The sequence below is a fragment of the Kitasatospora sp. Xyl93 genome (genome assembly GCF_055383135.1).
Genome location: NZ_AP029185.1, coordinates 4,805,177 through 4,818,355, shown reverse-complemented (window position 1 = coordinate 4,818,355; position 13,179 = coordinate 4,805,177). Strand labels below are relative to the sequence as shown.

11 protein-coding genes and 1 tRNA gene are annotated in these 13,179 nt (G+C 73.1%); 4 read left to right on the top strand and 8 right to left on the bottom strand.

Annotation, left to right across the window (positions count from 1 at the left end; translation table 11 throughout):
- Window positions 1–50: 50 nt before the first annotated feature.
- Window positions 51–1,052 carry an SMI1/KNR4 family protein gene (locus tag ACZ5GH_RS21625; protein ID WP_387749569.1) on the bottom strand — a complete coding sequence of 334 codons (1,002 nt, stop codon included), beginning with the start codon at window positions 1,050–1,052 and terminating at the stop codon, window positions 51–53.
- A gap of 376 nt (window positions 1,053–1,428) precedes the next feature.
- Here ACZ5GH_RS21625 and ACZ5GH_RS21620 point away from each other — a divergent pair, with 376 nt between their 5' ends.
- Window positions 1,429–1,890 (top strand): YwqJ-related putative deaminase, encoded by a 462-nt coding sequence (locus tag ACZ5GH_RS21620; RefSeq protein WP_387749567.1) that lies wholly within the window; start codon window positions 1,429–1,431, stop codon window positions 1,888–1,890.
- Between the two features lie 8 nt (window positions 1,891–1,898).
- Window positions 1,899–2,477 carry an SUKH-3 domain-containing protein gene (locus ACZ5GH_RS21615; RefSeq protein WP_464335054.1) on the top strand — a complete coding sequence of 193 codons (579 nt, stop codon included), beginning with the start codon at window positions 1,899–1,901 and terminating at the stop codon, window positions 2,475–2,477.
- Window positions 2,478–2,510: 33 nt separating this feature from the next.
- On the opposite strand, the gene ACZ5GH_RS21610 is transcribed toward ACZ5GH_RS21615, so the two are convergent.
- Window positions 2,511–3,779 (bottom strand): sensor histidine kinase, encoded by a 1,269-nt coding sequence (locus ACZ5GH_RS21610; protein WP_464335053.1) that lies wholly within the window; start codon window positions 3,777–3,779, stop codon window positions 2,511–2,513.
- Window positions 3,780–4,038: 259 nt separating this feature from the next.
- On the opposite strand from ACZ5GH_RS21610, the gene ppc reads away from it, so the two are divergent.
- Window positions 4,039–6,837 carry a phosphoenolpyruvate carboxylase gene (gene ppc / locus ACZ5GH_RS21605; RefSeq protein WP_387749558.1) on the top strand — a complete coding sequence of 933 codons (2,799 nt, stop codon included), beginning with the start codon at window positions 4,039–4,041 and terminating at the stop codon, window positions 6,835–6,837.
- Between the two features lie 88 nt (window positions 6,838–6,925).
- On the opposite strand, the gene ACZ5GH_RS21600 is transcribed toward ppc, so the two are convergent.
- The 6 genes from ACZ5GH_RS21600 to ACZ5GH_RS21575 form a co-directional block, all read right to left on the bottom strand.
- On the bottom strand, window positions 6,926–7,207 hold the full coding sequence (locus tag ACZ5GH_RS21600) for a hypothetical protein (protein ID WP_464335052.1): 282 nt from the start codon (window positions 7,205–7,207) through the stop codon (window positions 6,926–6,928).
- Window positions 7,208–7,392: 185 nt separating this feature from the next.
- Window positions 7,393–7,971 carry an aminoacyl-tRNA hydrolase gene (pth, locus tag ACZ5GH_RS21595; protein ID WP_387749552.1) on the bottom strand — a complete coding sequence of 193 codons (579 nt, stop codon included), beginning with the start codon at window positions 7,969–7,971 and terminating at the stop codon, window positions 7,393–7,395.
- Window positions 7,972–8,080: 109 nt separating this feature from the next.
- Window positions 8,081–8,671, bottom strand: a complete 591-nt coding sequence (locus ACZ5GH_RS21590) for a 50S ribosomal protein L25/general stress protein Ctc (RefSeq protein ID WP_387749549.1) — start codon at window positions 8,669–8,671, stop codon at window positions 8,081–8,083.
- A 279-nt stretch (window positions 8,672–8,950) separates the two neighbouring features.
- The gene (locus ACZ5GH_RS21585) at window positions 8,951–9,928 is read right to left on the bottom strand and encodes a ribose-phosphate diphosphokinase (RefSeq protein ID WP_387749547.1); all 978 of its coding nucleotides are present in this window, start codon (window positions 9,926–9,928) and stop codon (window positions 8,951–8,953) included.
- Between the two features lie 202 nt (window positions 9,929–10,130).
- Window positions 10,131–11,585, bottom strand: coding sequence for a bifunctional UDP-N-acetylglucosamine diphosphorylase/glucosamine-1-phosphate N-acetyltransferase GlmU (gene glmU, locus ACZ5GH_RS21580; protein ID WP_464335051.1), 1,455 nt, complete (start codon window positions 11,583–11,585; stop codon window positions 10,131–10,133).
- A gap of 143 nt (window positions 11,586–11,728) precedes the next feature.
- Window positions 11,729–11,799 (bottom strand) — tRNA-Gln (locus ACZ5GH_RS21575).
- A gap of 249 nt (window positions 11,800–12,048) precedes the next feature.
- Between ACZ5GH_RS21575 and ACZ5GH_RS21570 the strand changes: the two genes are divergently transcribed.
- Complete coding sequence (locus tag ACZ5GH_RS21570) at window positions 12,049–13,128, top strand: acyl-CoA desaturase (RefSeq protein WP_387749541.1); 1,080 nt, start codon at window positions 12,049–12,051, stop codon at window positions 13,126–13,128.
- Window positions 13,129–13,179: the final 51 nt, after the last annotated feature.

Genomic DNA, 13,179 nt, shown 5'->3' with positions numbered 1-13,179 from the left:
CTTCGTCCCCCGTTCCACCGACACCACCGCGACCACCGAGACCACGCGCCTCAGCCCACCGGGACGGCCCGGGCGAACCCGCCGTCCACCATCAGCTCCGCGACCGTCTCCAGCTCCGGCGGGCTGCCCGCCAACCGCAGCAGGAAGGCGTCGAAGTCCTCGCCGCAGGGCAGCAGCAGCCGGGCGCAGCGGTCCTCCGGGGCCTCCGGGGCGCCGTTGTCGCGGGCGTCGTCGTACAGGTGGAACCAGACCGAGCCGGCCCGCTCGCCGCGCACCTTGAGCGCGACCAGGCCGCCCTGCGCGTAGGCGATGCCCAGGTAGTCCTTGGTGAGGTGGTCGCGCAGGCACTTGTTGGCGTACACGAGGTCCTCGGTGCCGTACTCCTCGGTGAGGGTCAGGAACGGCTGGTCGAGCAGCAGCCCGAGCTCGGTGTCCAGCGCCACGCCGACCGGGGCGCGGCCGCCGCCCAGCTTGAGGAAGGTCCGGTAGGCGTCGGGCAGCCGGTAGCCGAGGCGCTGCTCGGCGCGCTGCACCAGGTCCTCGGGGACGCCGATCGGGTCGCCGCCGTCCATGGCCAGCGCGAAGTGCACCGGCCGGCGCTCCTGCAGCGGGCGGGTGCCGCGGCGGGTGTGGTCGGCGGCCGAGGTGGCCAGGCCGGCGTGGTGCCGCAGCAGCGCCTTGACCTCGACCGGGACGAGCTCCATCCGCCGCCAGCCGGGGGCGGCCCGGCCGACCGCGTGGTGCCAGGTCCAGCCGGGCGGGGTGGCGACGGCGGTGGGCAGGTCGGCCCAGAGCGGGTGGCCCTGGGTGTAGAGCGCGGCGTTGGCCGAGACGTAGTCGGTCAGCCGCAGCTCGTCCACGCCGAAGCCCTCCGGCGGGTCGGCGACCTCGGCCGCCGCGGCGGCGTACGGGCCGAAGTCCGGGAAGCCGTACTCGTCCACCCTGACCCCGGCGGGGTGCCGCTCCGCGCGGACCGGGTCCGGGAACTGCACCACCTGACCTGCGTACGCCGCGTTCGGTGCGGCGGCGACGCCGGGCCGACCTGTCGTCATCTGGGAGCCCCCACTGGCTGCTGCAAAATACGGTGCTTGCTGGGCACCAGCCTAGGGCCTGCCTTCAACCCCCCGTCTGCCAGGCGGACGGCCGGGGCCCCGGCCGCGGGCCGCGGGGCCGGTCCGCGCCCGGCCCCCTCGGCTCGCCACCGGCACCTCCCCCCGGGGGCCCGGGGCCGGTGTCGGTGGATCAGCGGACAAGTCGTGACGGACGCACGCGCGTTCGGCCAGGACCGGGTGGCCGCCCGCCCGGTCCGTCGCGGCACCGGCCGCCGCCGCACCCCGGTTGTGCGGTTGTCGGTGCCGTTTGACAGGCTTGCCCAGGACCGGCCCGGTCGCTCCGGCCGACGCCGGATCACGAGGAGGAGGACGACGGATGACCACCGGTGAGCCGGCGGGCCCGCCCGTGCTGCGCCACCACCGCGACAGCCTGCTGCCCGCCGTCGCCGCCGCGCTGTCGCTCAAGGGCGGCGAGGTGCACACCCTGGCGGGCGACAAGGACCCGCGCCGCCCGGTGCTGCACCACCTGGTCGCCGACTTCCTGGCCACCCTGCCGTCGGAGGCCCGCGAGCGCTTCACCGGCCGCTGCCCGGAGGCCGTCCTGCTCTCCCAGTACCTGACCGGGGTCGACGGCCGGCGCTCCAAGCGGGCCGCCCGCAAGCCGATGACCCTGCACGAGGCCCGCAAGGCGCTCAAGGGCTCCCGGATGACGACCGTTCGCATCCGCGAGGAGGGCGACCCGGCGCACGGCAGCCACGCCCCGCCGTGCCGTTCCTGCGACCCGATGCTGGAGCACTTCACCGTGCGCAGCGTCGCCGTCGGGCCGCCCGCGCACTGACCGGCCGCGTGTCGGCCCGTTCCCCCCGTCCCCCAGCCCTGGAGTCCGCCCTGAACCCGCCCGTCCCGCCCGCACCGGCCACCCTCTCCCCCGCCGGCGCCCGGACCCGCCCGCGCTTCCCCGCCGACGTCGCCGCCGAGCTCAAGGCGGCCGGCTGGCACCCCGGCCGCTGGCAGATCCGGCAGGCCGAGGAGTGGGCCGACACCCTGGTCGGGTACGGCGCTCCCACCGGCGCGGGGCACGTGGTCTTCCCGGCGGCGGTGGAGGCGTGGGCCGAGTTCGGCGGCCTCGCCTTCGACCTGTCCGGCCCGGGCCGCCAGCTGGCCCGCACGCCGTTCCTGATCGACCCGCTGTGCGGCCTGCACCAGCCGCGCACCCTGCTCGACCTGGGCCGGGCGCTGGGCACCCGGCTGGCCCCGCTCGGCGAGGAGGCGTACGGGCAGGCGCTGCTGGCCGTCGACGAGGAGGGCCGGGTCTACAGCCTGGACCACACCGGCGAGTGGTTCCTCGGCCACGGCATCGACCAGGCGATCTCCACCCTGGTGCTGGGCACCGTCCCGGAACGGCTGCGCACCGCCGAGGAGTGACGCGGGGCGCCGGGGAAGGGCGCTGAGGACGGCTCAGCGCAGCCGCTCGGCCCGCACCGCCAGCCGGGACGGCAGCACTGCCTCGACCCGGAAGCCCCCGTCCGCCTCCGGTCCGGAGGAGAAGGTGCCGCCCAGCGCGATCACCCGCTCCCGCATCCCGACCAGCCCGTTGCCCCCGCTGGGCAGCTTCGCCGCGCCGTCCTCGCCGCCCGGGCAGGCGTTCACCACGGCCACCCGCACCCCGTTGGGCGCGTACGAGAGCAGGACGGACACCTGGGCGCCCCCGGCGTGCTTGTGCGCGTTGGTCAGGCCCTCCTGGACGACCCGGTAGGCGGTCTGCTCGGCCTCGCCGCTGAACTCCTGCCGGCTGCCGCTGACGGTCAGGGTGACCGCCATCCCGGCCGCCCTGGACTGGTCCACCAGCCGCGGCAGCCCGGCCAGCGAGTCCGGCTCCGGCTGCCGCTCGTCGTCCATCCGCAGCACCCCGAGGATCTCGCGCAGTTCGTTCAGCGCCTGCCGGCCCACCTCGCCCATCAGCTTGGCGCTCTGCGCCGCCTTGGCCGGGTCCTTGCCGGCTATCCGCTCCAGCGCCCCCGCGTGCACCACCATCAGCGACACCCGGTGCGCCACCACGTCGTGCATCTCCCGGGCGATCCGGGTGCGCTCCTCCAGCCGGGCCCGGCGGGCGCGCTCCTGCGCCTGCTCGGCCAGCAGGTCCAGCTCGGTCTCCAGGCCGTGCGCGCGGTCCTTGAGCGAGTCGATCAGCCGCCGCCGCGCGCCGACGTACAGCCCGGTCACCACCGGGGCGACGGTCAGCCCGACCGACACCAGCAGCGACAGCAGGATCTGACCCCACAGCGGCGGCGGGTCCACCGGCGAGTCCTCGGGCGTCATCAGCGACACCGCCATCACGGCGGCCGCCTCGGCGAAGGCCAGCGCGGACAGCGCCACCACCCGGCGGCGGCGCGAGGGCCACTCCCAGGTCGAGGCCAGCGTGTACAGCGCCACCACCAGCAGCACCACGCCCAGCATTCCGGGCATCACCAGCAGCGTCACCAGCACGGGGACGGCCGGCCAGCGCCGGCGCACCACCAGCGAGCCGCCGGCCAGCGTGCCGAGCACGGCTATGCCGACCGCTCCCGCGGTGGTGACGTGGATCCGGGCGGAGAGGAAGGCGATCGTGCTGGTCGCGCACTCCACCGCGGCGAGCAGGCCCAGCCCGATGTCCAGGAAAGCGCTGCGCGGCCGCTTCCACCACCAGAACGACCGGACCGGCACGCGCTCCCCAGGCGACTTGCTCATGCCCCACAGCGTAAGCGGCAACCCGCTCCCCTCCCCACCGGGATTGCCCGGTACACCCCCCGAAGCCGCCAAGTGGTCCAGACCACAGGTGGTTTTCGGCAGGCCTGTCCGCCATCCGGCCACCTCTCGGACACCGCCCGCCCCGACACCTATGCTGGTCGCGTCGGACAGCGCGGTCCGCACGCGTCACACCCGCCACACGCGTGTGGACCTGTGACGATGAGCCGTTGCCGAACCCCACCACCACAGGGAGCCAGCCGTGACCGCTCCGGTCCCCACCCCGGCGGACAACCCCACGCCCGTCACCGCCGACAACGCCGCCCTGCGTGCGGACATCCGCCGTCTCGGCGACCTGCTCGGCGAGACGCTGGTCCGCCAGGAGGGCCCCCAGCTGCTGGGCCTGGTCGAACAGGTCCGCCTGCTGAGCCGCACCGACGGCGAGGCCACCGCCGAACTCCTCTCCGACATCGACCTGGACACCGCCGCCAAGCTGGTCCGGGCGTTCTCCACCTACTTCCACCTCGCCAACGTCACCGAGCAGGTGCACCGCGGCCGCGAGTTCGCCACCCGCCGCGCCCGGGAGGGCTCGCTGCTCGCGCAGACCGCCGACCAGCTCGCCGAGGCCGACCCCAAGCACCTCCGGGACACCCTGGCCCACCTCGCGGTCCGCCCGGTCTTCACCGCGCACCCCACCGAGGCCGCCCGCCGCAGCGTCCTCAACAAGCTGCGCCGGATCGGCGAACTCCTCGACCGCATCCACCGCGACGAGGTCACCTCCGGCCTGGCCGCCGCCGACCAGGCCCGCACCAGCAGCGCCAAGCGCTCCGCCGACCGCCGCCTGGCCGAGGTCATCGACCTGCTCTGGCAGACCGACGAGCTGCGCATCGCCCGCCCCGAGCCCACCGACGAGGCCCGCAACGCCGTCTACTACCTGGACGAGCTCTACCGCGAGGCCGTCCCCGAGGTCCTGGAGGAGCTGCACGAGGAGCTCGCCCGGGTCGGCCTGAACCTGCCCGACGGCGTACGGCCGCTCACCTTCGGCACCTGGATCGGCGGCGACCGCGACGGCAACCCCAACGTCACCCCGCAGGTCACCTGGGACGTCCTCAACCTCCAGCACGAGTACGGCATCAAGGACGCGCTCGCCGCGATCGACGACCTGCGCAACACGCTCTCCACCTCCGAGCGGCTGGCCGGCGCCTCGGTCGAGCTGCTCGCCTCGCTCAACACCGACCTGCACCTGCTCCCCGAACTCAGCCCGCGCTACAAGCGGATGAACGCCGAGGAGCCCTACCGCCTCAAGGCCACCTGCATCCGGCTCAAGCTGGAGAACACCCGCGAGCGGCTGGCCGGCGGCACCCCGCACGTCGCGGGCCGCGACTACCTCGGCACCCGCGAGCTGATCGCCGACCTGCGGCTGATCCAGGACTCGCTGCGCGCCCACCGCGGCGAGCTGATCGCCGACGGCCGCCTCGCCCGCGCCATCCGCACCGTCGAGGCCTTCGGGCTGCAGCTCGCCACCATGGACGTGCGCGAGCACGCCGAGGCCCACCACCACGCCCTCGGCCAGCTCTTCGACCGGCTCGGCGAGGAGGCCTGGCGCTACGCCGACATGCCCCGCGAGTACCGGCAGAAGCTGCTCGCCAAGGAACTCCGCTCGCGCCGCCCGCTCGCCCCCACCCCGGCCCCGCTGGACGAGGCCGGCACCAAGACCCTCGGCGTGTTCAACACCATCCGCGGGGGCTTCGAGCGCTTCGGCGACGAGATCGTCGAGAGCTACATCATCTCCATGTGCCAGGGCGCCGACGACGTCTTCGCCGCCACCGTGCTGGCCCGCGAGGCCGGCCTGATCGACCTGCACGCCGGCATCGCCAAGATCGGCATCGTGCCGCTGCTGGAGACCACCGACGAGCTCCAGCAGGCCGACCGCATCCTCGACGAGATGCTCTCCGATCCGTCCTACCGCCTGCTCGTCTCGCTGCGCGGCGACGTCCAGGAGGTCATGCTCGGCTACTCCGACTCCTCCAAGTTCGGCGGCATCACCACCTCCCAGTGGGAGATCCACCGCGCCCAGCGCCGACTGCGCGACGTCGCCCACCGCTACGGCATCCGGCTGCGCCTGTTCCACGGCCGCGGCGGCACCGTCGGCCGCGGCGGCGGCCCCTCGCACGAGGCCATCCTGGCCCAGCCCTGGGGCACCCTGGAGGGCGAGATCAAGGTCACCGAGCAGGGCGAGGTCATCTCCGACAAGTACCTGCTCCCCTCGCTGGCCCGGGAGAACCTGGAGCTGACCCTCTCCGCCACGCTCTCCGCCTCCGCGCTGCACACCGCCCCGCGCCAGGCCCCCGAGTCGCTGGCCCGCTGGGACGCCGCGATGGACCAGGTCTCCGAGGCCGCCCACACCTCCTACCGCGCCCTGGTCGAGCAGGAGGACCTGCCGAAGTACTTCTTCGCCTCCACGCCGGTCGACCAGCTCGCCTCGCTGCACCTGGGCTCCCGCCCGTCCCGCCGCCCCGACTCCGGCGCCGGCCTGGACGGCCTGCGGGCCATCCCGTGGGTGTTCGGCTGGACCCAGTCCCGGCAGATCGTCCCCGGTTGGTACGGCGTCGGCTCCGGCCTCGCCGCCGCCCGCGCGGCGGGCCTGGGCGGCGTGCTGGACGAGATGTACGGCGAGTGGCACTTCTTCCGCAACTTCCTGTCCAACGTCGCCATGACGCTGGCCAAGACCGACCTGCGGATCGCCGCCCACTACGTCGAGCAGCTGGTGCCCGGCGAGCTGCACCACGTCTTCGACCAGATCAAGGCCGAGCACGCGCTCACCCTGCGCGAGGTGCTCCGGCTCACCGGCGAGAGCGAACTGCTGGAGCACAACCCGGTGTTGAAGCAGACCTTCGCCGTCCGCGACGCCTACCTCGACCCGATCTCCTACCTCCAGGTCGCGCTGCTGCGCCGCCAGCGCGAGGAGCTCTCGGCCGGGCGCCAGGACGACCCGCTGCGCGCCCGCGCACTGCTGCTGACCGTCAACGGCATCGCCGCCGGCCTGCGCAACACCGGCTGACGCCCGCCCCCGGCCGAACTCCTCGGCCGGGGCCCGGGAACGACCGAGGGGCCGGTGTCCGGGACACCGGCCCCTCGCCGTCGGGTTCCTACTCCGCGCCGTCGCCCGCGCGCCTGCGCTTCAGCCACAGCGCCGCTCCGCCGGCCGCCACCACCAGGCCGCCGCCGACCGCCAGCAGCCCCGCGTCGGGGCCCATCGAGTCGCCGAGCACCGGCCCGAACTGCGCCGCCGCCGGCTCCGGGGCGACCGCCGGGTCCGACTCGGCGACCGGCTCCGCGTGCGCCATCGCACCGCTCGACAGCAGCACCCCGGCCGCTCCCAGCGCACCGGCCGTACCGACCCGCCGTCCGAGCCGCTTCAGCTCGACCACCCGGCTCCGCCGCACTCGGCGGACCGGACGCAATCCCCGCATCGAGAACTCCCCAGGACTGGTTCGCGTACCAGGCCGACGCTATCCGATCCGGCACGGGGTTCTCACACCGATTCAGGTGCGGACGGGCAAGCGTTGTACGACCGTTGCGTACCCGTGCCCGGTCCTGACGAGCGGTCAGCCGGTCAGGAGTTGTACGTCCCCTGAGCCCGCTCCAGCCCCTCGGACAGCAGCGCCTCCACCGCGTCCGCCGAGCGGTCCACGAACCACTCCAGCTCCTTGCGCTCGGCCGAGGAGAAGTCCTTCAGCACGAAGTCCGCGACCTCCATCCGGCCCGGCGGACGGCCGATCCCGCAGCGCACCCGGTAGTAGTCCGGGCCGAGCGACTTGGTGATCGACTTCAGCCCGTTGTGGCCGTTGTCCCCGCCGCCCAGCTTCAGCCGCAGCGCCGCGTAGTCGATGTCCAGCTCGTCGTGGACCGCGACCAGCGCCGAGGTCGGCGCCTTGTAGAAGTCCCGCAGCGCCGTCACCGGCCCGCCGGAGAGGTTCATGAAGGACATCGGCTTGGCCAGCACCACCCGCCTGCCCGCCAGCCGCCCCTCGGCCACCTGCGCCCGGCTCTTGTGCGCCTTGAACCTGGCGCCCATCCGCTGCGCCAGCAGGTCCACCACCATGAAGCCGATGTTGTGCCGGTTCCGGGCGTACTGCTCCCCCGGGTTGCCCAGGCCCACCACCAGCCAGGGGCCGTCGTAGTCCTCAGCCATTCCTCAGCTCCTCGCCTTCGCGCTTGTCGTCATCATCCCGGACACACCGCTGCCCCGGGCGCTCCGACGGGAGCGACCGGGGCAGCGGCCTCAACTAGCGGTGCGAGGCTCAGGCCTCGGCGGCGGCCTCGGCGGCCTCGGCGTCGGCGTCGGCCTGCGAGGCCTGGGCGCCGATGACCTGCAGCACGACGGTGTCGGCCGTGACGGCCAGCGAGGTGCCCTTGGGCAGCTCGATGTCGCCGGCGGTGATCGAGGCACCGGCCTCCAGGCCCTCGACCGAGACGGTGACGGCCTCGGGCAGGTGGGTGGCCTCGGCCTCGACCGGCAGGGCCTGCAGGACGTGCTCCAGCAGGTTGCCGCCCGGGGCGAGCTCGCCCTCGGTGTGGACCGGGATCTCGACGGTGACGGTCTCGCCGCGCTTGACCAGCAGCAGGTCGACGTGCTCGATGGTGCGCTTGATGGCCTCGCGCTGGACGGCCTTCGGCAGGACGTACTCGTCCTTGCCCTCGATCGGAACGACCAGCAGGGCGTTCGGGGTCTTCAGGGCCATCATCAGGTCGTGGCCGGGCAGGTTCAGGTGAACCGGGGCGTGGCCGTGGCCGTAGACGACACCGGGGACGAAGCCGGCGCGGCGGGCGCGACGGGCGGCACCCTTGCCGAACTCGGTACGGGTCTCAGCGGCAAGACGGATCTCGGACACGACTGCACTCCTCGTGGAAATGGCGCGGGGGTGCAGGCAACGCGAAAAACCGCCGGGACCACACCCTCAGTACGTTCGGGGGTCACTCGGCGGCAACGGCCTGCCGGGCGGACGTTGATCCGGCACCGGCAGCGCGTCGATCACGGAGCGGGCACCCGGCGAGCGGGCGCACGGCATCCCTCGCCGAGCAGTTTCACGAGTCTAACCGCACGGGCGGCCTCTCGCGAAATCGGCGGCGGCCCCGGTCCGTCCGGACCGGGGCCGCCTGCGCGGGCTTCGTCAGTGCACGCCCTCGAAGAGGCTGGTCACCGAGCCCTCCTCGAAGACCTCGCGGATCGCGGCGGCGATCGACGGGGCGATGGACAGCGTGGTGATCTTGTCCAGCTGGAGCGAGGCCGGGGTGGGCAGCGTGTTGGTGAACACGAACTCGCTGACCCGCGAGTTCTTCAGCCGGTCCGCGGCCGGGCCGGAGAGCACACCGTGGGTGGCCGCCACCACGACGTCCGCGGCGCCGTTGTCGAACAGCGCGTCGGCCGCGGCGCAGATCGTGCCGGCGGTGTCGATCATGTCGTCGACCAGCACGCAGACCCGGCCCTTGACGTCACCGACGACGTCGGCCGACAGGATGGTGTTGGCCTGGGTGATGTCGCGGCGCTTGTGGATGATCGCCAGCGGGGCGTCCAGCCGGTCGCACCACTGGTCGGCGACCTTCACGCGGCCGGCGTCCGGCGAGACGACGGTCAGCTTCGAGCGGTCGACCTTCCCGCCGATGTAGTCGGCCAGCAGCGGCAGCGCGAACAGGTGGTCCACCGGGCCGTCGAAGAAGCCCTGGATCTGCGCGGTGTGCAGGTCCACGGCCATCAGGCGGTCGGCACCGGCCTGGCGCAGCAGGTCGGCGATCAGGCGGGCCGAGATGGGCTCGCGGCCGAGGTGCTTCTTGTCCTGACGGGCGTAGCCGTAGAACGGCAGGATCGCGGTGATGCTCTTGGCGGAGGCCCGCTTCAGAGCATCGATCATGATCAGCTGCTCCATGATCCACTGGTTGATGGGAGCCGTGTGGCTCTGCATCACGAAGCAGTCCGCACCGCGCGCGGACTCCAGGAAGCGGACGTAGATCTCGCCGTTGGCGAAGTCCAGGGCCTTGGTGGGGACCAGCTCGGTCCCGAGCGCCTCGGCCACCTCCTTCGCCAGCTCCGGGTGGGCACGGCCGGAGAAGAGCTTCAGCTTCTTCTCACCCGACGTCGTGATCCCGCTCACTGCACCGTCTCCTCGCGTTGCGGACGCTGAACCCTCGACCCGGTGCGGGCAGGCGAGGCCCACGCGCGGTACGGGGTCGGGGGAATGTCGGTACGCCTGGACACGGGCGGTAAGCCCAGTGGCGCACGTATGTCCCCAAGGTTACGCGCCCGCGCAGAAACCGTCCGCCTCGGGACCGGCCCTCGGGCTCCGGCCCGCCCGCTCAGGCCTGCTCGGCCCCGTCCACCGCCGCCTTCGCGGCCTGCGCGGATGCCGTCCCGGGGCGCTTGCGCTCGACCCAGCCCTCGATGTTGCGCTGCGTGGCCCGGCTCACACCGAGCGCCCCGGCCGGGACGTCGCTGGTGACCACCGAGCCGGCGGCGGTGTAGGCGCCGTCACCGATGGTGACCGGGGCGATGAACATGTTGTCCGAACCGGTACGGCAGTGCGCGCCGATGACCGTGCGGTGCTTGTTCACGCCGTCGTAGTTCACGGTGACCGAGGCCGCGCCGACGTTGGTCCCCTCGCCGATCGTGGCGTCGCCGATGTAGGACAGGTGCGGCACCTTGGCGCCCTCGCCCAGCTCGGAGTTCTTCACCTCGACGTAGGTGCCGACCTTCGCCTTGCGGGCCAGCTTGGCGCCCGGCCGCAGGTAGGCGTACGGGCCGGCGGTGGCCAGCTCGCCCACCTCGGCGCGGTCGGCCGTGGTGTTGCTCACCCGGGCGCCGGCGCCGACCAGGGTGTCCCTGAGGGTCGAGTTCGGGCCCACCTCGCAGCCCTCGCCCAGGTGCGTGGCGCCCTGGAGCTGGGTGTTCGGCAGCACCACGGCGTCCGGCTCGTAGCTGACCTGCACGTCGAACCAGGTGGTCGCCGGGTCCACCACGGTGACGCCCTCGCGCATCGCCCGCTCCAGCAGGCGGTCGTTCAGCAGCCGGCGGGCCTGCGCCAGCTGGACCCGGTCGTTGATGCCCAGGATGTCCCGGTGGTCCTCGGCCACCACGGCGCCGACCCGGTGGCCCGCCTTGCGCAGGATCTCCAGGGTGTCGGTCAGGTACTCCTCGCCCTGCGAGTTGTCCGTGGTGAGCTCGGCCAGCGCCTCGGCGAGCAGCTTGGCGTCGAAGGCGAAGACGCCGGAGTTGATCTCGGTGATCGCGCGCTGGGTGGCGCTGGCGTCCCGCTCCTCGACGATCGCGGCGACGGTGCCGTCCTCGTCCCGCAGGATGCGGCCGTAGCCGAAGGGCTCGGGGACGACGGCGGTCAGCACGGTGACGCCGTTCTGCTGGGCGGTGTGCGCGTCGGCCAGCCGGCGCAGGGTCTCCCCGGTCAGCAGCGGCGAGTCGCCGGCGGTGACGATGACGGTGCCGTCCAGCACCACGCCGTCGGCGGTCAGCGACTCCAGCGCGGTGCGCACCGCGTGGCCGGTGCCGTTCTGCTGCTCCTGCACCGCGGTGCGGGTGGCCGGGTAGTGCTCCGCCAGGTGCGCCACGACCTGCTCGCGCTGGTGGCCGACCACCACGACCAGCTGGTCCGGAGTCAGTTCCCGGGCCGCCGAGACCGCGTGACCCACCAGCGAGCGCCCGCACACCTCGTGCAGCACCTTGGGCAGCTTGTTCGACTTCATCCGGGTCCCGCCACCGGCGGCGAGCACGACAACGGCGGCAAGCGAATTGGCACCCATGCGGGGAGGCTCCTCGGTAGGTTCACAGAGAGGGCAGAGCAGGCCCGGCCCGGACCCAGGCCGGTCGCCATTCGCACAGTCCGCCGAGCAGCACCGACAATACCGGCGCGGTGGAAAACGCCCGAACCCGAGGCGTGCAGAGGCTCCGCCGCTAGGATTCGAACCCAGACAAAGGCCTCCAAAGGGCCCTGTGCTGCCATTACACCACGGCGGACAGTCGTGTCAGACCCTACCCGAGTGGGCCCTGCCGTGGGTATCGACTTGCACCGATCCACGGGCCCGTTTCCGTCCCCGGCGACCGAACCCGCCCGGCCCCCGGTTCATCCATCCAGTCGGGTGAATTCACTCGAGCGCCGCGCGGCGGAGTGTTCCCCTGGACACGAAGCGCAACCTACGATGCCGTAGGTTACGCCAACGTAGCTCCGCTTCTGTCCCGTTCCGGGACGTCGCATTAGGGACGCCCATGACCATCCAGGCAGGCGAGGCGCGCGCGGGGAACGCCGCGTCCCGCACTCCGTCTCCCGACTCCGACTCCGACTCCACCGATTCCGACTGTCCCGACGGGACCGCCGAGGCCGCCGATTCCGACGGGACCGCCGAGGCCGCTGGGCCCACCGAGACCGACGCAGCCACCCAGCTGTCCGCCACCCGTGGCGGGGAGAAGCAGGGCCTGGCCGAACGGCTCGCGCTCTCGCTGTTCATCCTGGTGCCGTTCGCCGCCCTGGTGGCCGCCGTCCCGGTGGCCTGGGGGTGGGGGCTGGGCTGGACGGACCTCGCGATCACCGTCGCCATGTACTTCCTCACCTGCCACGGCATCACCATCGGCTACCACCGCTACTTCACCCACGGCGCGTTCAAGGCGAACCGCCCGATGCGGCTGGCCCTCGCGGTCGTCGGGAGCCTCGCGGTCGAGGGCCCGCTGGTGCGCTGGGTGGCCGACCACCGCAAGCACCACCGGTTCAGCGACAAGGACGGCGACCCGCACTCGCCGTGGCGCTACGGGGAGAGCGTCCCGGCGCTGATGAAGGGCCTGTGGTGGGCCCACATGGGCTGGATGTTCGACGAGGAGCAGACCTCGCAGGCCAAGTACGCCCCCGACCTGGTCCGCGACCCGGCCATGAGGCGGATCTCCCGGCTGTTCTGGCTCTGGACCACCATCTCGCTGCTGCTGCCCGCGCTGGTCGGCGGCCTGGTGAGCCTGTCCTGGGAGGGCGCGCTGTCCGCCTTCTTCTGGGGTTCGCTGGTCCGGGTGGCGCTGCTGCACCACGTCACCTGGTCGATCAACTCGATCTGCCACGCCGTCGGCCGGCGCCCGTTCCGCTCCCGGGACCGCTCCGGCAACGTCTGGTGGCTCGCCGTGCTCTCCTGCGGGGAGTCCTGGCACAACCTGCACCACGCCGACCCGACCGCGGCCCGGCACGGGGTGCTGCGCGGGCAGATCGACTCCTCGGCCCGGCTGATCCGCTGGTTCGAGCTGGCCGGCTGGGTGCGGGACGTGCGCTGGCCGGACGCGCAGCGGATCGCCGCCCGCCGCGCCGCATGAGGCGGCGCTTCCAGCATGATGTAGGGGTGAACGGGAGCAGCGCAGACAGCA

Coding starts and splice junctions, on each gene's coding strand:
- ACZ5GH_RS21620 (WP_387749567.1), top strand. CDS start 1,429: ATGACCACCGGTGAGCCGGCGGGCCCGCCCGTGCTGCGCCACCACCGC.
- pth (WP_387749552.1), bottom strand. CDS start 7,971: ATGGCTGAGGACTACGACGGCCCCTGGCTGGTGGTGGGCCTGGGCAAC.
- ACZ5GH_RS21625 (WP_387749569.1), bottom strand. CDS start 1,052: ATGACGACAGGTCGGCCCGGCGTCGCCGCCGCACCGAACGCGGCGTAC.
- ACZ5GH_RS21610 (WP_464335053.1), bottom strand. CDS start 3,779: ATGAGCAAGTCGCCTGGGGAGCGCGTGCCGGTCCGGTCGTTCTGGTGG.
- glmU (WP_464335051.1), bottom strand. CDS start 11,585: ATGGGTGCCAATTCGCTTGCCGCCGTTGTCGTGCTCGCCGCCGGTGGC.
- ACZ5GH_RS21570 (WP_387749541.1), top strand. CDS start 12,049: ATGACCATCCAGGCAGGCGAGGCGCGCGCGGGGAACGCCGCGTCCCGC.